This is a genomic window from Modestobacter sp. VKM Ac-2984 (assembly GCF_026967985.1).
Classification (GTDB): Bacteria; Actinomycetota; Actinomycetes; order Mycobacteriales; family Geodermatophilaceae; genus Modestobacter.
This window is the reverse complement of sequence record NZ_JAPVBJ010000003.1, coordinates 156,721-176,705: the sequence shown is the minus strand read 5'-3', so window position 1 is coordinate 176,705 and position 19,985 is coordinate 156,721. Positions and strand designations below refer to the sequence as shown.

The window sequence follows — 19,985 nt, the reverse complement described above, 5'->3', positions numbered from 1 at the left end:
TCAGACCCTCGCTTCCGCGGTACGCCCGAAGATCCCGGCGGGCCGGGCGACGAGCACGATGATGAGGAGCAGGAAGGCCACCGCGTCCCGCAGGCCGGTGCTGATGTAGCCGGCGGTGAGCGTTTCGAGCACGCCGAGCAGGAGCCCGCCGAGCACGGCGCCCCGTACCGAGATCAGCCCGCCCAGGGTGGCGGCGACGAAGCCCTTGAGCCCGAGGGTGAGCCCGGACTCCCAGGACGTGAAGTAGATCGGGCTGGCCAGCACACCGGCGATCGCCCCGACGGTCCCGGCGATCAGGAAGCTCAGCAGCGACGCCTTGGTCAGCGAGATGCCGACGAGCCGGGCGGCCACCGGCTGCTCGGCGCAGGCACGCAGCGACTTGCCGGCCAGGGTCCGCTCGTAGAACCAGTAGACCGCCAGAGAGACCACCCCGGCGATCAGCAGGATCCACAGCTCCTGGTAGCGGATGCTCACCCCGCCTAGGGAGAACCCGCCGGGGGTCAGCGGGGTCAGCCCCTCCGCGTTCGGTCCGTAGACCAGCAGCATCAGGGCCTTGAGCCCGGTCGAGACGCCCAGCGTGAGGATCAGCGACACCAGGGTCGTCATCCGCTTGACCGGGAAGATGACCAGCCGCTCCATGATCACGGCCACCAGGGCGACCGAGACCACGGCGAGCACCACCGCGGCGAGCAGCGGCAGCCCGCTGCCCACCGCGGAGATGGCCACCAGCCCGGCCAGGGCGGCGAACTCGCCCTGGGCCAGGTTGATGACCCCGCTGACGGTGAAGATCGCCACGAAGCCGATGGCGACGAGTGCGTAGACCGCACCCTGGCTGAGCCCGGCGAACAGCAGCTGCAGCAGGTCGGTCACCGACCCACCACCTCACCGCTGTCCGCAGGGCACCCGCCGACGGGCGGGACCAGGGGCAACAGCCCCCTGCAGGACCTGGCGACGACGCTCACGGCGGGCGTCAGTCGCCCTGGTCCGGGACCAGCTGCCACTGACCGTCTTCCACGGTGACCAGCGCGAGGGCCTCCTTCGACAGCCCCGCGTGGTCCTCCGGGGTCATCGTGAAGACCCCGCTGATGCCGGTGAAGTCGGTGATGCCCTCCAGGTGGTCGCGGATGGCCTGGGGGTCGGTGCCCTCCTCGCGCAGGGCGTCGACGGCCAGCTGCCAGGCGTCGTAGGCGTGCCCGGAGAAGGTGGACGGACCGGCCCCGAACTCAGCGGTGTAGTCGTCGATGAAGGTGGTGATGATCTCCTTCTGCGGGTCGTCCTCGGGCAGCTGCTCGGCGACGACGAGCCGGCCCAGCGGCGCGACCATGCCCTCGGCGGCGTCCCCGGCGGTGTCCAGGAACACCTGGTTGCCGATGCCGTGGCTCTGCATCACCGGCGTCTCGATGCCCAGCTGGTCGTAGGCCCGCTGCGCCAGACCGGCGGCCGGCGGGATCCCCCAGATCACGTTGACGTCGGCACCGGCGTCGCGCAGGTTCACCATCTGCGCGGTGAAGTCGGTCGCGTCCGGGGCGAACTTCTCCGTCGCGACGACGGAGATGCCCTTCTCCGCGCCGATCTCGTCGAACATCTCGGCGACGCCCTCGCCGAAACCGGAGGCGTCGCGGGCCAGGCCGATGGTGCTCCAGCCCTGCTCGGCCATGTAGTCGATCATGCGCTCGATGACGACCCGGTCGTTCTGGGCGGTCTTGAAGACCCACTCCGAGTCCTCGACGATCGCCTGGTTCGCGGCCAGGGAGATCATCGGCGTCTCGGTGGACTCCGCGATCGGCCGCATCGCCAGGCTGGGGCCGGTGCGGCTGGCGCCCAGGACGATGTCGACCTCGTCCTCGTTGACCAGCTTGTTCATCGCCTTGGCGGCGCCGTCCTCGGTGGACTGGTTGTCCTCGATGATCAGCTCGACCTCGCGGCCGTCGATGCCGCCCTCCTCCTCCAACTGCCCGGCGAGCAGCTCCAGGGCCTGGCGTTCCGGCACGCCCAGCGACGCCCCGGCGCCGGTGATGTCGAGCACGGCACCGATCTTGATCGGGCCCGTCTCGTCGGCGGTGGCGCCGCCCCCACCACCGCCCTCCTCGGACTCGGCGCAGGCCGCCAGGCTGAGGGTCATCGCCGCCAGCAGTGCGGCGGTACGCGTGGTCGCGGTCCTTCGTCCCATGAGGTCTCCTTTGACCGCAGCTCGAATGTCGAGCGCTCTGTTCGAAGTCCGCCACAGGCTAGCCACCTTGTGGTGCCGATCACAAGCATCGCCGCGCTGCGGCCCGACCGCGGCCAGGAGAGGACCAAGGACACCGGCGGCGATCGGCCCGGCGCCGGACGATGGGCCAGGACGGCAGGCCCGGAGACCGGCCTCAGCACTGACCCCGAGGAGGCCCGGTGGACACCCTGGACGACGACCGCGACGTACAGGTCCTGGACGAGGCCGAGTGCCTGCGCCTGCTGGACACGGCACCGATCGGCAGGATCGCCTTCACCGAGGGCGCGCTGCCCGCGGTCCAGCCGGTCACCTTCACCCGCGGCGACCGGGAGATCTACGTCCCCACCCACCCGGGCAGCGCCGTCGCCGCGGCCAGCCGGGGCGCCGTGGTGGCGTTCGAGGTCGACCAGGTCGACGTGGAGACCCGCACCGGCTGGAACGTCACCGTGGTGGGCCCGTCCCGGCTGATCACCGACCCGGCCGAGGTCCGCCGTCTCGACAGCCTCGGGGTCGGCCCGTGGGTCCCCTCGGGTGTGCACTGCTATGTCGGGGTCCAGGTGGGGCTGGTGCGCGGCCGGCGGATCGGACACCGCCCGGCGACGACGCCGGGCCTGTCCCCGGCCGGGGTGGGCCTGCCAAGCTGAGGAGGATGAGCGAGGACGGAACGACACCGCTTTCCCCGGACGCACCGCGCGGCACCGACGCCGCCTCCCCGCTGGCGGCGATGCGGCTCACCGAGCTGCTCGAGGAGGTGCAGGACCGGCTGTCCACGGTGGCCCGCACCCAGGCCCGGGTGCAGGACCTCCTGGACGCCTTCCTCAGCGTATCCGCCGGCCTGGACCTGGACACCACCCTCCGCCAGATCGTCGAGGCTGCTGCCCGGCTGGTCGACGCCGAGTACGGCGCCCTCGGCGTGCTGCGGCCGGAGGGCGGCCTGGGCCAGTTCATCACCGTCGGCATCGACGAGGAGACGCGCGCCCGGATGGGCCACCTGCCCGAGGGCAAGGGCGTGCTGGGCCAGCTGATCACCGACCCGCACGCGCTGCGCATCGCCGACCTCGGCGACCACCCGTCCTCGGTGGGCCTCCCACCCGGGCACCCGCCGATGCGCACCTTCCTCGGCGTGCCCGTGCTGGTCCGCGGCACGGTCTTCGGCAACCTCTACATGACCGAGAAGCACGGCGGCGGCCACTTCACCCACGAGGACCAGGCTGTGCTGGTGGCCCTGGCCGGAGCCGCCGGCATCGCGATCGACAACGCCCGGCTCTACGCGGAGGGCGAGGTCCGCCGGCGCTGGCTCACCGCGGTCGCCGACATCCGCTCCACGCTGCTGGGCGGGCTGGCACCGGAGCAGGCGCTGCAGCTGGTCGTCGACCGGGTCGCCGAGCTGACCGCGGCGGACGGCGCCTGGCTGGTGTCCGGCCCCGACCCGGTGGACGGCAGCTACGAGGTGCAGGCGCAGTCCGGCGCGGAGCTCGCCGACGTCGTCGGGCACCGCCTGCACCTCGCGGACGCACCCACCCGGCAGCCGGCCGCCGGCCCGCGCGCGCTGACCCCCGTCGACCTGGCCGGCTCCCCGCTCGGTGGTCCCGATGCCGCCCCCTGGGGCCCCGGGATCGGCGTGCTGTTGCCCGGCACGGACGCCCAGGCCGCGGTGGTGATCGCCGCCCGCCGCGGTGGCCGCCCCGGGTTCGACCCCACCATCGGACCACTGATCGGCGAGTTCGCCGACCAGGTGGCGCTCGCCCTCGACATGGCGGCCCGTCAGCAGGTCGCCCGGCGGCTGGACGTCTACGAGGACCGGGACCGGATCGCCCGCGACCTGCACGACCACGTCATCCAGCGGCTGTTCGCGGCCGGTCTCAGCCTGCAGGCGGCAGCCACCCGCGTGCAGGACGACGTCGTCGGGCAGCGGCTGCGCCAGGTGGTCGACCAGCTCGACGAGACCGTCCGCGACATCCGCACCACGATCTTCGACCTGCACACCACCGACGGCGCCGACCACTCCGAGAGCCTGCGCCGGCAGGTGCTGGACATCGTGACCGAGACCGCCGGCGAGCACCTGGAGTCGACCGTGCGGATGTCGGGCGCGGTCGACAGCCTCGTCACCGGCGACCTGGCCCTCGACGTCACCGCCGTCGTCCGGGAGGGGGTCAGCAACGCCGCCCGGCACGCCGGCGCCCGGCACGTCACCGTCACCCTGGACGTCGCCGACACCGTCGTCGTCGAGGTCCGGGACGACGGCCGCGGCATCGACCCGACCGTGGCCTGCAGCGGCCTGCGCAACCTGGCCGACCGGGCCCGGCTGCGGGGCGGGGAGTCGGTGGTCCAGCCGCTGCCCGAGGGGGGCACGCTCGTCCGCTGGCACGTCCCGCTGCCCTGACCGTCACGACGACTGGCGCGCCCCCGGGTCAGCCGCGGGACGCCGCCGGGCCCGGGCGACGGAGCTCGGTGGCCAGGATCGCGGCCTGGGTCCGCCGCTCCAGCCCCAGCTTGGCCAGCAGGTGGGACACGTAGTTCTTGATCGTCTTCTCGGCCAGGAACATCCGCTCGCCGATCTGCCGGTTGGTCAGCCCCTCCCCGATCAGCTCCAGCACCGTGCGCTCCTGGTCGCTGAGCTTGGCCAGCGGACCGCTGGGCTCGGTGGCCCGGCGCATCCGCTGCATGACCGCCGCCGCCGCGGCCGGGTCGAGCAGCGACCCACCGGCGGCCACCGTGCGCACCGCGCTGACCAGGTCCTGCCCCAGGATCTGCTTCAGCAGGTAGCCCGAGGCGCCGGCCATGATCGCCTCGAACAGCGCCTCGTCGTCGCTGTAGCTGGTCAGCATCACCGCCTTCAGGTCCGGCAGCCGGGACCGCAGCTCCCGGCAGACCGAGACGCCGTCACCGTCGGGCAGCCGCACGTCCAGGACGGCGACGTCCGGGCGCAGCGCCGGCACCCGGGCCAACGCCTCGGCGGCGTTCTTCGCCTCGCCCACGACCGTGATGCCCGGGTCGGTCTCCAGCACGTCGGCGACACCGCGCCGGACGATCTCGTGGTCGTCGAGCAGGAAGACCCGGATGGGGCCGGACGCAGCGTCCGTGGTCACGCGGTACCTCGTGCTCTCTGCCGGGTCCTGGCGACGCGGCTGGTTCGTCGTTGCCGGCGCACTCCGACGCACGCCTCCGGGAGCGAATCTAGGCGGTGCCGGATCACGACTCCATGACGCACGTGACCACGTCGTCCGCGGTGGGTAGGCGGAGCGGAACGCCTGGCGGCAACCGGCCGCCCGGACGACGGGAGGACTCGACATGACCGCAGCAGCCCAGATGCTGGAGACGTACCCGCAGGACCTCGGGGGCGTCGACCGGGAGAAGCTCATCGCCTGCATCGAGGCGTGCCTGGAGTGTGCGCAGGCGTGCACCGCGTGCGCGGACGCCTGCCTGGCCGAGGACATGGTCGCCGATCTGCGGAAGTGCATCCGGACCAACCTGGACTGCGCCGACGTCTGCGAGGCCACCGGGCGGGTGCTGTCCCGGCACACCGGTTACGACGCCAACCTGACCCGGGCGGTCCTGGAGGCCTGTGCGGCCGCCTGCAAGGCCTGCGGCGACGAGTGCAGCGGCCACGCCGAGATGCACGAGCACTGCCGGGTCTGTGCGGAGTCCTGCCGGCGCTGCGAGCAGGCCTGCCGCGAGCTGATCAGCTCCCTGGGCTGACCGGCCGGGCACGCCGCCGGCCGGGGACGGTCAGGATCGGGCGATCGACAGGGGCGCAGCCGGCTCCTGCGTCAGGCTCACAGCCGGCTCACGCGTCGGCCAGCGGCGCACCGGCCGCCACCAGCTGGACGTCGGTGGACGTGGGCGGCGCGACCTCCCGGACGGCCGCCGTCCGGGCGTGGCCGCGCTCTTCGCGGTGTGCGTACAGCTCCTGCCGGCTGGGCAGCGGGTGCCCGCCCCGGCAGCACAGCGTGCCGACCTCGCCGACGAGCACCGGGCGCGGACGGCCGGGGACCTCGAACCGGCCGGCCCGCTCGATCAGCCGGGTCTCGCACTCGGGGCAGTGGAGGTTGTGCAAGGACAGGATCCACACGGAGACCATGCGCACACCCTGAGTGACGACACCGGGTCTGCGATACCCCGCCGACAGCGTGTCAGCGAACCGTCACAGGATCGCAAAACGGGCCCGCCGGGCAGACCCGACCGTTCCGGGTCGTCAGGCCGCCCGGCCCCCCGCGGCGCCGGTCTCCGCACCGGCCACTCCGTGAAGGGCGGTCCACTGCCCGATCTTGCTGCGCGGGATGACGCTGAGCGTTCCGTCGCTCTCCAGCACCACGGCCGCGATGTCGGCCAGGTCACCGGAACCGGTGGCGCGGACGGCCTGCCGGATCTCGTCGAGCGTCATCCGCTGCTCCTGCAGCGCCTGCGGCAGCGGCTGCCCCTCCCGGAACAGCAGCGTCGGCCGCGACGTCACGACGTTGCGCGCCCCGGACCGGTGTACCGAGACCCAGGCGACCAGCGCCTGGAGGCCGGCCAGCAGGGCCAGTGCCACCGCGCCCTCGGCCCAGGAGACGTCCGAGCTCAGCAGGATGGTGGCCAAGGTCGAGCCGAGCGCCACCGTGACGACCAGGTCGTAGGCGTTCAGCTTGGCCAGCGTCCGCTTCCCGGAGAACCGGAGGACGACGATGACGGTGACGTAGGCCGCCGCCCCCACCGCCAGGATCCGGCCCAGGTCCGCCCACGAGTCAAACCACATCGACGCGCTCTCCTCTGTTCTGCTCGCCCGCTCGCCCGCTCCCCTCCGGTGGCCGGGTCAGCAGGAACGCACCAGCTGCGTCCGGTCGGTCCCGCCCCCCGTAGCCAACCCGCTCCGGCGGGAAACGCGCCGGGCGACACGGTGAGGTCAGCCGACCTCGGCGGGCCAGCTCCCGGCCAGCGCCTGGCGGACCTTCTGTCGCCACGCCCGGGTCTCGGACTCGGTGATCCCGGTGGACGCCAGCGCCCGTTCGGCGACCGCATCGACGTAGCTGCACACCAGGTCGTCGACGGCGCGGCCCTGGGCACGCCAGGCGAACTCCCGTAGCAGCCCCGCCAGCCGGCGGAGCACGGTGGGCTGCCCCTCGGCGAACTGCAGCGGCTCCTCGATCGTCAGCTGCAGCAGCTCCGGCAGCTCCCACGGCGGCACGACCAGCCGGACCAACTGCTCCTCGTCCCGGCAGCTGCGGGGATCCACGGGGCGTTCGGCGAACCGCCCGAGCATCGCGGAGGCGTGCGAGAGGGCGTGCACCGCCGTCGTCGGGTCGTTGGTGCCCGGGGACAGCGCGCGGACGCAGATGTCGACGACCTTGCGCAGCCCGTAGGCGAGATCCCGGTCGGGCGTTCGCTCGTAGTGCAGCTGGAAGCTCGAGTCCAGCGCCTTCTCCAGCGTCTCGGCGTCCGGGCTGCCGCCGGGCGCGAACGACCGGGCGTGGGCCACCGGCGTCCCCTCGACGACGGAGTCGCCGATCCGCACGGCCAGGGTGACGACCACGCCGGCCTCGCGCGCGGCGGCGACGGCTGCCCGTTCGTCCACCCCGACGAGGAAGCCGCTGGACCGGGCCACCAGCGGCACCGGCGGCCCGGCGCCGTGGTGCTCCACCGTGTCGCGGGCACCGCCGTCGGGCCCGTCGAGCTCCCGCCCGACGGTCTGGGTGGCCTCGTCGTGCACGTCGCGCAGCATCGTCTCCACCCGCAGCAGCCGGGAGAGGTGCCCCAGGAAGAGGACGAGCGCCAGCACGCTGCCCAGCGCCAGCAGGTAGGCCACCGAGATCGACAGTCGCGGGACGAAGGCGGTCTCGTCCTCGGTCGCGCTCTCGGTGCGCACCGTCCGCAGCACGGTCAGGGCGTAGACGAAGGTGAGCACGAGCTGGGCCAGGGTCAGCTGCACCGTGCGGTCGGTGGAGAAGGTCTGGAGCAGCCGGGGCGTGAACTGGCTGCTGCTCAGCTGCAGCGCGACGACGGTGAGCGAGAAGGTCACGCCGGTCACCGAGATCAGCGAGCCGGCGATCGCGGCCAGCAGGTCGCGCGCCGCGGACGCCCCACCGCCGAAGGCGAAGGTCAGGGGGTGCTCCCGGGTGGCCCAGTGCTCGTCCAGCTCCGGCAGCAGGATGCCCAGGGCGACGGCCAGCACCACGCCCAGCGCCGGGATCGGCCACAGGGAGCCCCGGACCATGCCGACCAGCCGGCTCAGCGGGCCACCGCGGTGGGAGTCGCGATTCGACATGCCGGGAGTGTCGCCCACCGGCCTGCCCGGCGGAGGTGCGGCGGGCCGGTCAGCCCTCCACGGGGTGAGCCGGGTCCTCCAGCTGCATGACCCGCCACAGGCCGGTGCGGTGCAACAGGTCCTCGGTGCGCCGGTTCACCCCGCGCAGGACGACGGCGCCGCCGCGGGCCCGGCAGGTGCGGTGCGCCCACAGGAAGCTGGCCACCGCGGTGCTGGAGAGCTGCCGGACGTCGCTAAGGTCCACCACCAGCCGGCGCGCACCGGACAGCAGGGCGTCGTGCAGCAGCCAGCGCAGGTCCGCGAGCCCGTCCGCGAGCAGCTCGTCGGACAGCCGCACGACCACCTGCCCGTCCCGGCCCGGACGGACGGGGACGGCCGGGGTCGCGGGGGCGGCCTGGGCGGCGTCCGTGCCCGTCGGTGGACGGTGGACGGCGGTGACGGTCATCAGCAGTGCTCCCCGCGGCTCTGCGTGGTCGGGTGGACACCTTCGAGGATGGGTGTCGCACCTTGCGATACCTCGCTGGTTGGTTTGCGATCCTGTGACGGCTGGACGACCGGCGCGGAGGGCGCAGCCCGGCGATGGCAGCATGGGCCGCGTGTCGCCGCGTCTGCTGCTGGTCGAGGACGACGACCACATCCGCATGCCCCTGCGCTGGGCCCTCGAGGACGAGGGCTACGAGGTCGCCGAGGCGGCCAGCGGTGAGGACGCCTGCCGGCAGGTGGCGATCGCCGCACCCGACCTGATGATCGTCGACCTGATGCTCGGCGCCATGGACGGCTACGCCGTCATCCGGGAGGTCCGCCGCGCCAACGACCTGCCGATCGTCGTGGTGAGCGCCCGGGCCGACACCCACGACATCGTGGCCGCGCTCGAGGCCGGCGCCGACGACTACGTGACCAAGCCGTTCCAGGTCAAGGAGATCACCGCCCGGCTGCGCGCCCTGCGTCGCCGGATCGGCGCGAGCGCGGGCGCCGACGAGCGCCCGCAGGAACTCGTCCTCGACGGCGACCCCGCGGCGCCGCTGGTGCTGCGGCCCGACCGGGGCACGGTGCACCGCGGCACCGACCAGCTGCACCTGACCCTGACGGAGTTCCGGCTGCTGTGCGAGCTCGCCGCCTCCCCCGGCCGCGTGCTCAGCCGGCAGGCGCTGCTGGAGCGGGTCTGGGAGCACGGCTTCTTCGGCGACGAGCGGCTGGTGGACGTGCACGTGCGCCGGCTGCGGACCAAGGTCGAGCGGGACCCGGGCGCACCCACGCTGGTGGTGACCGTGCGGGGCCTGGGCTACCGGCTGGACCCACAGTGAGGCTGGCGCTCGCGCCGAGACGGCTGCGGGCGCGCATCGTGCTCGCCTTCGCCGTCGGCGCGCTGCTCGTCTCCGCCGTCCTGGTGACCACCACCTTCGGGCTCGCCCGGAGCTACCTGCTGGACCAGCGGGAGAGCGCCGCCACCCGGCAGGCGTTCACCGACGCCAACGTCCTGGCCAGCCGGCTGTCCACGGCGGGCAGCGAGGTCGGCGACGAGCTCGACGACCTGGTGCCCTCCGGTGGCGCGGACGTCGTGGTGCGCAGCGGTGGCGCCTGGTACTCCTCCCGGCTGGACGTCGGCGCCCGCGACGTCCCGGGCGCGCTGCAGGAGCTGGTGGCCTCCGGTGAGGCCGGCACCGTCCGGGTCAGCAGCCCGACCGGTCCGCACCTGGTGATCGGCATCCCGATCGCCGCGGCCGGCGTCGAGTTCTACGAGGTCGCCCCGCTGGTCGAGCTGCAGACCGCGCTGCGCACCCTGGCCGCGGTGCTCGGTGCCGGTGCGCTGACCGCCACCCTCGCCGGCGCGCTGTTCGGCGCCTGGGCGAGCCGGCGCGTCGTCCAGCCGCTGGAGCAGGTGGCCGGGGCCGCGACCCGGATCGCCGGCGGCGAACTGGACATCCGGCTGCCGCCCACCGAGGACCCCGACCTGCTGGCGATCGTCGCGAGCTTCAACAGCATGGTCGACGCGCTCGCCTCCCGGATCGAGCGGGACACCCGGTTCGTCGGCGACGTCAGCCACGAGCTGCGCAGCCCGCTGACCAGCCTGGTCACCAGCGTCGAGGTGCTGGGCGCCCGCCGTGAGGAGCTCTCGCCCCGCGGCCAGCAGGCGCTGGCGCTCATCCAGGGTGAGCTCGGCCGGTTCCGCCGGATGCTCGACGACCTGCTGGAGCTGGCCCGGGTGGACGGGGACCCCGTGACCGCGATGAGCGAGCCGGTCTCGCTGGCCGCGCTGGTCCGCGAGGTCCTGGCCCACCGCGGCGGCCCGAAGGTGGTGCTCTCTGCCGACCCCGACGAGGACACGGTCGTGCAGGGCGACAAGAACCGGCTGGAGCGGGCGGTGACCAACCTGCTCGACAACGCCGACCGGCACGCCAGCGGAGCCGCGGCGGTGCGGGTGGAGCGCCGGGAGGGCTCGGTGGTCGTGATGGTCGACGACGCCGGTCCCGGCGTCCCCCTGGTCGAGCGGGAACGGGTCTTCGAGCGGTTCGCCCGGGGCCCGCGGGCCGCCCGCGGGTCGCTGCCCGGCGCCGGCCTGGGGCTGGCGATCGTGGAGGAGACCGCCACCGGGCACGGCGGCGGCGCCTGGTGTTCCGAGAGCCCGTTCGGCGGGGCGCGTTTCACCCTCTCCCTCCCCGGCGCACCGCGGTGAGCCGGCTCCGCGCGAGGCGCTGGACCGCAGGCCTGGTGCTGTCTGCTGCGCTGACCGGCTGCGGCGTCCCGACCGGCGGCGCACCTGAGCCGATCCCCACCTCCCAGCTGCCCTACGACCTCGGGTCCCCCAGCCCGACCGCCACCGGGGCCCCCTCCGCCGCCGCGCGCCTGGACGAGCCGCGCGTCTACCTGCTGGCCGAGGACGGTGCCCTCGTCCCCCGCGGCCGTTCGCTGCGACCCGATGCGCTGAGCGACCAGCTCGATCAGCTGCTCGACGACCTGGCCACCGGCCCGACGGCCGGCGAGCTGACCGACCGGCTGTCCACCGCGCTGCGGCCGGAGACGTCACTGGGGGTGGACGAGCTGTCCGACGGGACGGTGACGATCGACCTGGGCGGGGCCGCCGAGGCACCGGCGGGTCAGGAGAGCCGCCGGGCCGTCGCCCAGATCGTGCTGACCGCCACCAGCCTCCCGGAGGTCGATGCGGTGCTGCTCACCCGGGACGGCCAGCCGGTGGAGGCACCGCTGCCCTCGGGTGAGCTGACGTCGCAGCCCCTCACGGCCGCCGACTACGAGCAGCTGCTGACGCCCTCGGCCCCGCCGACGTCCTGACCGGGCACCGGCGTCACAGCTGCGGCCGGACGCCGGCCTCCTCGGCGAGGGAGTCCGGCTCCAGCGGCCCCTCGCCGTCCATGGCGGCGCGGCCCGGGCCGCGCCGCCCGACCGGCAGCACCGTGTTCTCCTGCGCCCCCTCCAGCTCCAGGGCCAGCGCGGTGTAGAGGGCGACCGCGGCCAGCGCGATCCCGACCCAGCCGGCCACCGCCTTCCAGTCCGGGGAGGCGTTCATCTCGTAGATCCCGGTCGTGACGAACCGCGTGCCGGCGACGATCATCACCAGGGCAGGCATCACCTTGCTGCTGATCGCCGCGGCGGCCGGCACCATCATCGCGATGCCGGCGATCACCAGCAGCACGCCGAGCCCGGGGCTGGTGCCGCCCGGCGGGAGGGTGAGCGTGGTGACCCCGGCCACCGCCCAGGTGCCGCTGAGGATCCCCATCCCGGTCGCCGCGACCGGGTCCCGGGTGAGGAACCCGAAGACCGAGGCCAGGAACTGCAGCGGAACGGTCGCCACCAGGGCGGTGATCGCTGCGATCCTGGCCTGGTCCGGTGATACCCAGCCCAGCTGGGCGGCGCTGAACACCGTCGTGGCCAGCGCGAGCGCCAGGAAGCCCAGCGGCAGTGGGGTGGCCAGGGGACGGAGGACGACGCGGGTCGCAGGCCCTCCCTGTCCCATCAGCTCACCAGCACCTGGGTCGCCGACGCCTTCAGCTTGCCGTTGGCCCAGCGCATCTGCCGGAGGGTCTCCGGGTGACAGCGCTGCGTCAGCTCCAGGAGCTCCTTCTGCTTGGTTCCCTGGGCGGCCTGGGCAAGCAGCTCCCAGTCCAGCGAGACGCCGGCCGCCTCGCGGTGGATGTGCCGGAGGTCGGCGAGCATGAGCATCCCCGGCTCGGGCCGGCGCCCCACGGCCTCGGCCGCCTTCTGCCGCAGGCCGGCCAGCAGGCTCGGGTCGTCCGCGGGGTCGGCGTCGAGTTCGACCCCGTAGTCGGCGCCGATCGCGGCGAGCGCCTGCACGTGGTCCTGCGACCACCGGGCGATGTCGCGCGCGACGTGGAAGACCTCGTGGTCGGTCTTGTGCCGGTCGGAGGCGGCCAGCAGCGCGTGCGCCAGGTGGTTCTCCGAACGGTGCAGTTCCTCGATGGCCAGTCCGAGCTTCATCGCGTGCCTCCGGAAACGGTGGTGAGCTCTTCGGTGGCCGAGGCAGCAGGGCCGCCCACCGTCGGCGGGACGTCCCCGCTGACCGGCCGGGATGCGGTGGTGGTCGGCGCGGCCGACGGCGTCCCCGTGCTCTTCTCCAGGCGTTCCACCCGGGCGGCGGCGGTCTTGAAGATCGGCTGCTTGGACGCGGGGTCCCAGTCGGTCATCGTCAGCTCGTTGGCCGCCCGGCCCCGCTCCCCGTCCGGCTGGTGGCCCGAGGGCTCGTCCCAGTACCCGTAGTGGAACGGCAGGAACGCCACCCCGGGACGGATCCCGCTGATCCGCAGCCGGGCCTCCACCCGGCCCCGGGGGGTGCTGATCTCCAGCAGGTCGCCCTCGGTGAAGCCCCGGTCGGCGGCGTCGCTGGCCGACAGCTCCACCCACACCTCCGGCGCCGCCTTCTGCAGCTGCGGCGCCCGGGCCGTCTTCGTCCGGGTGTGGAAGTGGTAGAGCGTGCGGCCGGTGATCAGCTGGAAGGGGAACTCCTGGCTGACGATCTCGTGCGGTGGGAGGTACTCGGCCGCCTTCAGCACCGCCTTGCCGGAGGGGTTCAGCGCCTTGTACTCGACCGGCGACACCGGTGCGCCGGTGACCAGGTCCCGGCCGTAGCTCTCGCAGTACTCCGGGTCGGACCAGAACTCACCGTCGACGTAGATGTGCTCGGTGCCGTCGGGGTGCTCCTCGTTGCACGGCCACTGGATGCCGCTGCCACCGCGGAGCTTCTCGTAGCTGAGACCGGTGTAGTCGCAGGGCCGTCCGCGGGTGCACTCCTTCCAGCCCTCGAAGGCACCCTCCGGGTCGTCCCACTTCACCAGCGGCTGGCCGTCCTTGTCCCGCAGGTCCATGCGACGCGAGAAGTCGATGAAGATCTCCAGGTCGGGCCGGGCCTCGCCCGGGGGCTCGACCGCCTTGTCGGAGATGTGCACGGTGCGGTCGACGTTGGTGAACGTGCCGGTCTTCTCCCCCCAGGTGGCCGCCGGCAGGACGACGTCGGCCAGCTGCGCGGTCTCGGACAGGAAGATGTCCTGCACCACGAGGAAGAGCCGCTCCTGGGCCAGGATCTCTCGGATCCGCCCCAGTTCGGGCATGGAGACCGCCGGGTTGGTGGCCTGCACCCACATGAACCGGACGGAGCCCTCCTCGGCGTACCGGAACATCTCCATCGCGTGGGTGGGCGGCGACCAGTGCGGGATCTGCATCGGGTCGATGTTCCAGACCTCGGCGAGGTCCTTCACGTGCTCCTCGTTCGACCAGTTGCGGAAGGCGGGCAGGTCGCCGTCGGCGCCGCATTCGCGGGTGTTCTGTGCGGTGGGCTGGCCGTTCATCTGCAGCAGCCCGCAGCCGGGCTTGCCGAGCATGCCGCGGATGATGTGCAGGTTGTTGACCTGGACGGCGGCCGCGGTGGCCTGGTGCGATTGGTAGAAGCCCTGCAGGACGCTGGACATCAGCCGCTCGGCGGTGCCGACGATGCGGGCCGCCTCCCGGATCTGCTCGACCGGCACGTCGCAGACCTGGGCGGCGAGCTCCGGCGGGTGGTCGGCCACCCGCTTCTGCAGCTCGGCGAACCCGACGGCGTGCGCCTGCACGTACTCCTCGTCGACCCAGCCGTTGGCGATGACCTCGTGCAGCAGGGCGTTCATCAGCATCACGTTGGTGCCCGGCCGCGGCGCCAGGTGCACCGTCGCCGCCCGGGCGACCGGGGTCTCGCGTGGGTCCACGCAGATCACCTGCGGCGGGTTCGGGCCGGCCAGCCGGTCCAGGACGCGGGTCCACAGCACGGTCTGCGTCTCGGCCATGTTGTGCCCGAAGAGCGCGATGACGTCGGCGTGGTCGATGTCGGTGTAGGAGCCGGGCTGCCCGTCGGAGCCGAAGGACTCCTTGAGCGCGGCGGCCGCGGTCGCCGTGCACAACCGGGTGTTGCCGTCGACGTGGTTGGTCCCGATCCCGCCGTGGGCGATCAGCCCGAGGGTGTAGTACTCCTCCAGGAACAGCTGCCCGGTGGTGTAGAAGCTGATCGCGCTGGGGCCCTGCTCGGCCAGCAGCTCCTTGGCCCGGCCGGCGACCGCGTCCATCGCGGTGTCCCAGTCGGTCTCGACCAGCTCGCCGTTGCGCCGGATCAGCGGCTTGGTCAACCGGTCCGGGGACTTGTTCGCCTGCCAGCCGAAGAGGTCCTTGGGGCCCAGCCGGCCGTGGTTGACCCGGTCCTCCGCGCGGCCACGGACACCGACGATCTCGCCGTCCTGGACGGCGATGTCCAGGCCGTCGCCGTTGGAGTGCAGGATCGTCGCCGACTGGACCCAGCGGTCCACGTCCTCGGGGGCGACCCCGTCGGCCAGGTGGGTGTCCACCCGGGTGGGCCACTCCTCCCCCGGTCCGTACGGCGTCCGGGTGCCCCACGGTTCTGCGATGCGGTCGATCTGCATGCCACTCCTCCTGATCGAGTCGGCGCTCTGCGGTGCTCGTCGTCCGGTCCTCGACGGACCCGCGGCGCCCTCGGTACGGACCACGCCACGGGTGGACCGGGACGACGTCCCGCGCGCCGCTGCTCAGCGCGTCCTGCCCGGCGCGGCGCCCCGTGGGGTGGCCCGGACAGCTCCGGCTCCCACCCTCACAGGATGGTTGCGGTCCGGCAACCGTTCGCGGTGTGTGAGGGTGCGGGCATGTACCTGGTGCTCGAGTACGCCCTGGCCGACGACTACCTGGAGCGCCGCGCGGCGCTGCGCGAGGACCACCTCGGGCTGGTCCGCTCCGCCCACGAACGCGGTGAGGTGCTGCTCGCCGGGGCACTGCCCGACCCCTACGACCGGGCGCTGCTGGTCTGGACCGCGCCGCGCGAGGTGGTGGAGCGCTTCGTCGCCGCCGACCCGTACGTGGTGCAGGGCCTGGTGACCGGCTGGACGATCCGGGAGTGGGCCGTGGTCGTCGGCGGCTGACCTGGCCCGTTCACGCGGCCCTCACAGAACGGTCACGGGGACGCCGGGTGCCGTCCGTCTCGCCACGGCACGGTCAGCGGGCCCCGCTCCGCCGCCCGACCCAGGGAGAGCCACCCGTGCGCCGTCCATCCCGCCGTGCCGCCGTCACCGTCACCGCCGCCGCCCTGCTCGCCGCCGTCGCCGTCCCGGCGCTCGCCGGCCCCGCCCCCACCGTGCCCCAGGGCAACGGCACGCAGCAGGCCGAGCTGGTCGGCCGCTCGGTCCTGCCGTCGGCCACCTTCGGTGAGCAGGTCCCCTCCGGCGCGCTGGCCAACCCCGCCAACGGCGTCACCCCGCCGTTCGCCGCCCAGCCGATCCAAGGCTTCTCCGGGCTGCTGAGGGACGGCGAGGACTGGCTGGTGCTGGAGGACAACGGCTACGGCACCAAGGCCAACAGCGCTGACTTCCTGCTGCGCGTCATCCGCGTGCACATCGACACCACCACCCAGCAGACGACGGTCCTCGACGGCGGCTTCAGCCTCACCGACCCCGACCGGAAGCTGCCGTTCCCGCTGACCCGCAGCGACCGCCGGCTCACCGGCGCCGACCTCGACCCCGAGTCGTTCCAGCGGATGCCCGACGGCACCTTCTGGATCGGCGAGGAGTTCGGCCCCAGCCTGGTGCACGTCGACGCGCAGGGCCGGGTGCTCTCGGCACCGGTCCAGCCCGACGGCGTCCGCGCCCCCGAGGCGTGGGACCTGGGCGGCGCGGCCCCCACGCTGGGCGGCAGCAAGGGCTTCGAGGGCATGGCCCTCGGGGTCGACGGCCACACCCTCTACCCGATGCTCGAGGGCGCCGTCGCCGGCGACGACCCGGCCACCCGCCGCATGTACAGCTTCGACACCCGGCGCGGCACGTACACCGGTCTGAAGGCCAAGGTCCGGTTCGAGGTCCCGGGCGACGCCCTCGGCGACATGGTCGCGCTGGACCAGAACCGCTTCCTCATCCTGGAGCGGGACAACGCGCAGGGCCCGGCCTCGCAGCTCAAGGCCGTCTACCTGATCGACACCCGCGACATCGACCGGGACGGCTACGCCGACAAGCGGCTGCTGGTGAACCTGATGGCGATGCCCGACCCGCGGGGCGTGGCCGGCACGGCGGGCGGGTTCGCCACCTTCCCGTTCGTGACCATCGAGCAGATCGCCGTGCTCGACGACCACCACATCATCGTCGGCAACGACAACAACTACCCGGGCTCGGCCGGGCGCACCGCCGGCGTGCCCGACGACAACGAGCACGTCGTCATCCGGGTGGACGAGGACCTGCAGGTCGACCCGGCCCTGGCCTCGATCAACGCGCGCGGCGGCCGCCGCTGACCACCCGCCGTCCGGTCCCGCTCCCCCGGGACCGGACGGCAGGAGGGCCTGTTCAGGGCAGCTGCACCGTGGTCGTCACCCGGACCACCGACGGCCGCGGGGGAACCGAGCCGAAGCCGAAGGTGACCGGCGGCCGCACCGGGGCCACCGCGCCCAGCGGCGCGCCGTCCCAGGACGCCTCGACCGAGGCCAGCGCGTGCAGGTCCTGCACGCCGTACCACTCGGTGCGCCCGTTCCCGGCCGACCCCGTGGTGCGCAGCCCGGTGAGCAGCCGGGCCGGCCGGTCCAGCAGCCCCACCCAGCCGGGGCGACGGGCCAGTGGCGCCGGGACGGAGCGCAGCACCCAGCCCAGCGCGGGACGGCGGCCGACGCGCACCGACAGCGCCAGCGGGCCGGCCCGCACCGCCCAGGTCGCGTCGTCCGGGCGGGTCACCGCGACGTCGGTCAGCTGCACCTCGTCGAAGGCGTAGGTCGACCCGACGAACCCGGCCACCTCCGCGGTCGGGGCGAGCAGCACCCGGTGCCCGTCCGGCCGCTGCACCATGACGTCGGAGAACGCCCCCAGCGGCGAGGACGGCCAGTGCCCGAGGACCAGCCGGGTGCCCGAGGTGGTGCCGGTCCCGAGGATCCAGCCGTCGAACCGCAGCCGCGTCGTCACCCTCGCTCCGGTGTCCAGCACGCCGCCGGCTCAACCCGCCGGCAGGACCTTGCCCGGGTTCATCAGCCCGGCCGGGTCGAGCAGGGCCTTGACCCCGTGCATCAGCTCGAGCTCCAGCGGGTCCTCGTAGTCGGCGAGGAGGTCCCGCTTGGCCACCCCGACACCGTGCTCGGCGCTGATGCTGCCGGCGAACGAGGCGGTCGAGTCGTAGACGACCCGGGCCAGCTCGTCGGCCCGGGCGCGGAAGGCCGCGTCGTCGCTGCCCACCGGCTTGCTCAGGTTGTAGTGCAGGTTGCCGTCGCCCACGTGGCCGTAGGCGACCACCCGGATGCCCGGGACGGCGGCGGCCAGCGCCCGGTCGGTCTGCTCGACGAACGCCGGGATGCGGCTGACCGGCACGGTGACGTCGTGCTTGAGCCCGGGCGCAGGACCGCGGCGGCGGGCCGGAGTACGCGCCCCGCCAGTCGGTCAGGTGGCTGCGCAGCTGGTCGGCGTCGGTGACGAGGCCTGCCGGGCCGACCACATCGTGCAGCGCGGTGAGCAGCGAGCCGTCGAGCGCGGTCACGCGGGGTCCTCCCCGGGGTGGACCGGCGTCAGCCGCAGCACGCGCCGGGCGTGCGTCAGGGTCGCGGTCAGCTCGGCGGTGTCCCAGCCACGGACGACGTCGCCCGTCGGGGCCAGCTGCCGCAGCTGCGGCGCCCAGCCCGGCATGCGCTGCGGGAAGCTGGCGGCCAGCACGTCGACCATCGTCGCCGCCGCCGTGGACGCCCCCGGGGAGGCCCCGAGCAGCGCGGCCAGCGAACCGCCGGCGGAGGTGAGCAGCTCGGTGCCGAAACCGACCATCGTGCCGCGGCCGTCGGCGGTCTTCAGCACCTGGACCCGCTGGCCGGCGGTGATCAACTCCCAGTCCTCGGCCCGCACCGAGGGCACGAACTGGGCCAGCGCGGCCGTCCGCGCCGCCGCGGTCTGGGTCACCTGCCGCACCAGGTAGGCCATCAGGCTGCGGTTGTCCCGGGCGGCTGCCAACAGGGTCGGCAGGTTGCCCCGCCGCACCGAGCGCACCAGGTCGGTGAGCCGGCCCTGGGTCAGGAAGCGGGGGGAGAAGGCGGCGAACGGGCCGAAGAGCAGGTGCTCACGCCCGTCGACCACCCGGCGGTCCAGGTGCGGCACCGAGATCGGCGGCGCACCGGGCGCCGCGTGGCCGTAGAGCTTGGCCCCGTGCGCGGCCACCAGCTCCGGGCGGTCGGTGCGCAGGAACTGCCCGCTGATCGGGAACACCCCGTGGCTGCGCACCTCGGGCACCCGCGCGGACTGCAGCAGCGGCAGCGTGCCCCCGCCGGCGCCGACGAAGACGTACGGCGTGCGCAGCCGCCGGTGCGCCCCGGTGCCGCGGTCGCGGACGTCGAGGTGCCAGCGGTCACCGCGGCGGCGCAGCGAACGCACCTCCTGCCCGAACCGCACGTCGGCACCGCGCTCGGCCAGCGCCGCCAGCAGCCGGCGGGTCAGCACCCCGACGTCCACGTCGGTGCCCTGCGCCGACCGGGTGGCCGCCACCGGCTCGCCGGCCGGCCGCTGGTCGAACACCAGCGGCAGCCACCGCTGGAGCACCGCACGGTCGGCGGAGAACTCCTGGCCGGTGAAGAGCGGGTGGTCGCGCAGCGCCTCCCAGCGGGCGCGCAGACAGGCCACGCCGTCGGCACCGCGGCCGAAGCCCATGTGCGGCACCGACCGGATGAAGTCCTGCGGCTCCCCCAGCAACCCGCGCTCGACCAGCTGGGCCCACAGGTGCAGCGAGGTCAGGAACTGCTCGCCGATCTGCACCGCGCTGGTCACGTCCACCGTGCCGTCGGGCCGGCGCGGCGTGTAGTTGAACTCGCAGAGCCCGGCGTGCCCGGTGCCGGCGTTGTTCCACGCGCTGGAGCTCTCCAGCCCGGCCGCGTCCAGCCGCTCGACGACGGTGATGGTCCAGCCCGGCTCGAGCTCGCTGAGCAGCATCCCGAGCGTCGCGCTCATCACCCCGCCGCCGATCAGGACGACGTCCCGTTCCTCCGGTGTCGTGCTCGTCATGACAGCTCCTCTCGTCCCCGTGCACCCGTGC

Annotated in this window: 20 protein-coding genes and 1 pseudogene; 8 read left to right on the top strand and 13 right to left on the bottom strand. The window is 73.8% G+C overall.

Annotation, left to right across the window (positions count from 1 at the left end; all coding sequences use genetic code 11):
• Together O2W16_RS07920 and O2W16_RS07915 are read right to left on the bottom strand one after the other, a co-directional pair.
• Positions 1-870, bottom strand: coding sequence for a branched-chain amino acid ABC transporter permease (locus O2W16_RS07920; RefSeq protein WP_269158269.1), 870 nt, complete (start codon positions 868-870; stop codon positions 1-3).
• 100 nt (positions 871-970) lie between these two features.
• Positions 971-2,170, bottom strand: coding sequence for an ABC transporter substrate-binding protein (locus O2W16_RS07915; RefSeq protein ID WP_269158268.1), 1,200 nt, complete (start codon positions 2,168-2,170; stop codon positions 971-973).
• 218 nt (positions 2,171-2,388) lie between these two features.
• Between O2W16_RS07915 and O2W16_RS07910 the strand changes: the two genes are divergently transcribed.
• Complete coding sequence (locus O2W16_RS07910; RefSeq protein WP_269158267.1) at positions 2,389-2,853, top strand: pyridoxamine 5'-phosphate oxidase family protein; 465 nt, start codon at positions 2,389-2,391, stop codon at positions 2,851-2,853.
• Positions 2,854-2,858: 5 nt separating this feature from the next.
• Positions 2,859-4,592 (top strand): GAF domain-containing sensor histidine kinase, encoded by a 1,734-nt coding sequence (locus O2W16_RS07905; protein WP_269158266.1) that lies wholly within the window; start codon positions 2,859-2,861, stop codon positions 4,590-4,592.
• Between the two features lie 28 nt (positions 4,593-4,620).
• On the opposite strand, the gene O2W16_RS07900 is transcribed toward O2W16_RS07905, so the two are convergent.
• Complete coding sequence (locus O2W16_RS07900; protein WP_269158265.1) at positions 4,621-5,298, bottom strand: response regulator; 678 nt, start codon at positions 5,296-5,298, stop codon at positions 4,621-4,623.
• A gap of 202 nt (positions 5,299-5,500) precedes the next feature.
• Here O2W16_RS07900 and O2W16_RS07895 point away from each other — a divergent pair, with 202 nt between their 5' ends.
• Positions 5,501-5,908, top strand: coding sequence for a four-helix bundle copper-binding protein (locus O2W16_RS07895; protein WP_269158264.1), 408 nt, complete (start codon positions 5,501-5,503; stop codon positions 5,906-5,908).
• An 88-nt stretch (positions 5,909-5,996) separates the two neighbouring features.
• Here O2W16_RS07895 and O2W16_RS07890 read toward each other — a convergent pair whose 3' ends face one another.
• The 4 genes from O2W16_RS07890 to O2W16_RS07875 all read right to left on the bottom strand — a co-directional run bounded on the left by O2W16_RS07890 (position 5,997) and on the right by O2W16_RS07875 (position 8,895).
• Positions 5,997-6,290: a hypothetical protein gene (locus O2W16_RS07890; RefSeq protein WP_269158263.1), complete on the bottom strand. Its 294-nt coding sequence runs from the start codon at positions 6,288-6,290 to the stop codon at positions 5,997-5,999.
• A gap of 114 nt (positions 6,291-6,404) precedes the next feature.
• The gene (locus tag O2W16_RS07885) at positions 6,405-6,944 is read right to left on the bottom strand and encodes a DUF421 domain-containing protein (RefSeq protein ID WP_269158262.1); all 540 of its coding nucleotides are present in this window, start codon (positions 6,942-6,944) and stop codon (positions 6,405-6,407) included.
• Positions 6,945-7,091: 147 nt separating this feature from the next.
• On the bottom strand, positions 7,092-8,450 hold the full coding sequence (locus O2W16_RS07880; protein WP_269158261.1) for a DUF2254 domain-containing protein: 1,359 nt from the start codon (positions 8,448-8,450) through the stop codon (positions 7,092-7,094).
• A gap of 49 nt (positions 8,451-8,499) precedes the next feature.
• The gene (locus tag O2W16_RS07875) at positions 8,500-8,895 is read right to left on the bottom strand and encodes an STAS domain-containing protein (RefSeq protein WP_269158260.1); all 396 of its coding nucleotides are present in this window, start codon (positions 8,893-8,895) and stop codon (positions 8,500-8,502) included.
• A 142-nt stretch (positions 8,896-9,037) separates the two neighbouring features.
• On the opposite strand from O2W16_RS07875, the gene O2W16_RS07870 reads away from it, so the two are divergent.
• The 3 genes from O2W16_RS07870 to O2W16_RS07860 are packed head-to-tail and all read left to right on the top strand — an operon-like array spanning position 9,038 to position 11,738.
• Entirely contained in the window at positions 9,038-9,754 is a 717-nt protein-coding gene (locus O2W16_RS07870) for a response regulator transcription factor (RefSeq protein ID WP_269158259.1), read from the top strand.
• A complete protein-coding gene (locus tag O2W16_RS07865) occupies positions 9,751-11,124 on the top strand; it encodes a sensor histidine kinase (RefSeq protein WP_269158258.1) in 1,374 nt (457 codons plus the stop codon). Before O2W16_RS07870 ends, O2W16_RS07865 begins: the two co-directional genes overlap by 4 nt.
• A gap of 35 nt (positions 11,125-11,159) precedes the next feature.
• Positions 11,160-11,738 carry a GerMN domain-containing protein gene (locus O2W16_RS07860; RefSeq protein ID WP_269158257.1) on the top strand — a complete coding sequence of 193 codons (579 nt, stop codon included), beginning with the start codon at positions 11,160-11,162 and terminating at the stop codon, positions 11,736-11,738.
• Between the two features lie 13 nt (positions 11,739-11,751).
• Here O2W16_RS07860 and O2W16_RS07855 read toward each other — a convergent pair whose 3' ends face one another.
• From O2W16_RS07855 to O2W16_RS07845, 3 genes are read right to left on the bottom strand one after another with little or no spacing between them, the layout of a single operon-like run.
• Positions 11,752-12,420 (bottom strand): GPR1/FUN34/YaaH family transporter, encoded by a 669-nt coding sequence (locus tag O2W16_RS07855; protein WP_269158256.1) that lies wholly within the window; start codon positions 12,418-12,420, stop codon positions 11,752-11,754.
• Positions 12,420-12,902, bottom strand: coding sequence for a hypothetical protein (locus O2W16_RS07850; protein ID WP_269158255.1), 483 nt, complete (start codon positions 12,900-12,902; stop codon positions 12,420-12,422). The genes O2W16_RS07855 and O2W16_RS07850 overlap by 1 nt, the downstream gene beginning before the upstream one ends.
• Positions 12,899-15,364, bottom strand: coding sequence for a molybdopterin oxidoreductase family protein (locus O2W16_RS07845; RefSeq protein ID WP_269158254.1), 2,466 nt, complete (start codon positions 15,362-15,364; stop codon positions 12,899-12,901). Before O2W16_RS07845 ends, O2W16_RS07850 begins: the two co-directional genes overlap by 4 nt.
• Before the next feature lie 237 nt (positions 15,365-15,601).
• On the opposite strand from O2W16_RS07845, the gene O2W16_RS07840 reads away from it, so the two are divergent.
• Together O2W16_RS07840 and O2W16_RS07835 are read left to right on the top strand one after the other, a co-directional pair.
• The gene (locus O2W16_RS07840; protein ID WP_269158253.1) at positions 15,602-15,874 is read left to right on the top strand and encodes a YciI-like protein; all 273 of its coding nucleotides are present in this window, start codon (positions 15,602-15,604) and stop codon (positions 15,872-15,874) included.
• A 116-nt stretch (positions 15,875-15,990) separates the two neighbouring features.
• Complete coding sequence (locus tag O2W16_RS07835) at positions 15,991-17,229, top strand: esterase-like activity of phytase family protein (protein ID WP_269158252.1); 1,239 nt, start codon at positions 15,991-15,993, stop codon at positions 17,227-17,229.
• Between the two features lie 52 nt (positions 17,230-17,281).
• On the opposite strand, the gene O2W16_RS07830 is transcribed toward O2W16_RS07835, so the two are convergent.
• The 3 genes and pseudogenes from O2W16_RS07830 to mqo all read right to left on the bottom strand — a co-directional run bounded on the left by O2W16_RS07830 (position 17,282) and on the right by mqo (position 19,954).
• The gene (locus O2W16_RS07830; protein ID WP_269158251.1) at positions 17,282-17,887 is read right to left on the bottom strand and encodes a hypothetical protein; all 606 of its coding nucleotides are present in this window, start codon (positions 17,885-17,887) and stop codon (positions 17,282-17,284) included.
• A 30-nt stretch (positions 17,888-17,917) separates the two neighbouring features.
• A pseudogene (locus O2W16_RS07825) lies at positions 17,918-18,295 on the bottom strand (FAD-binding oxidoreductase); the annotation flags it as partial.
• 153 nt (positions 18,296-18,448) lie between these two features.
• Positions 18,449-19,954 (bottom strand): malate dehydrogenase (quinone), encoded by a 1,506-nt coding sequence (mqo, locus tag O2W16_RS07820; RefSeq protein WP_269158250.1) that lies wholly within the window; start codon positions 19,952-19,954, stop codon positions 18,449-18,451.
• Between the last annotated feature and the right edge of the window lie 31 nt (positions 19,955-19,985).

Excerpts from the sequence above, each read along its gene's own strand:
- O2W16_RS07915 (WP_269158268.1), bottom strand. The coding sequence starts at position 2,170 with ATGGGACGAAGGACCGCGACCACGCGTACCGCCGCACTGCTGGCGGCG.
- O2W16_RS07905 (WP_269158266.1), top strand. The coding sequence starts at position 2,859 with ATGAGCGAGGACGGAACGACACCGCTTTCCCCGGACGCACCGCGCGGC.
- O2W16_RS07895 (WP_269158264.1), top strand. The coding sequence starts at position 5,501 with ATGACCGCAGCAGCCCAGATGCTGGAGACGTACCCGCAGGACCTCGGG.
- O2W16_RS07890 (WP_269158263.1), bottom strand. The coding sequence starts at position 6,290 with ATGGTCTCCGTGTGGATCCTGTCCTTGCACAACCTCCACTGCCCCGAG.
- O2W16_RS07885 (WP_269158262.1), bottom strand. The coding sequence starts at position 6,944 with ATGTGGTTTGACTCGTGGGCGGACCTGGGCCGGATCCTGGCGGTGGGG.
- O2W16_RS07880 (WP_269158261.1), bottom strand. The coding sequence starts at position 8,450 with ATGTCGAATCGCGACTCCCACCGCGGTGGCCCGCTGAGCCGGCTGGTC.
- O2W16_RS07875 (WP_269158260.1), bottom strand. The coding sequence starts at position 8,895 with ATGACCGTCACCGCCGTCCACCGTCCACCGACGGGCACGGACGCCGCC.
- O2W16_RS07870 (WP_269158259.1), top strand. The coding sequence starts at position 9,038 with ATGGGCCGCGTGTCGCCGCGTCTGCTGCTGGTCGAGGACGACGACCAC.
- O2W16_RS07855 (WP_269158256.1), bottom strand. The coding sequence starts at position 12,420 with ATGGGACAGGGAGGGCCTGCGACCCGCGTCGTCCTCCGTCCCCTGGCC.
- O2W16_RS07850 (WP_269158255.1), bottom strand. The coding sequence starts at position 12,902 with ATGAAGCTCGGACTGGCCATCGAGGAACTGCACCGTTCGGAGAACCAC.
- O2W16_RS07845 (WP_269158254.1), bottom strand. The coding sequence starts at position 15,364 with ATGCAGATCGACCGCATCGCAGAACCGTGGGGCACCCGGACGCCGTAC.
- O2W16_RS07840 (WP_269158253.1), top strand. The coding sequence starts at position 15,602 with ATGTACCTGGTGCTCGAGTACGCCCTGGCCGACGACTACCTGGAGCGC.
- mqo (WP_269158250.1), bottom strand. The coding sequence starts at position 19,954 with ATGACGAGCACGACACCGGAGGAACGGGACGTCGTCCTGATCGGCGGC.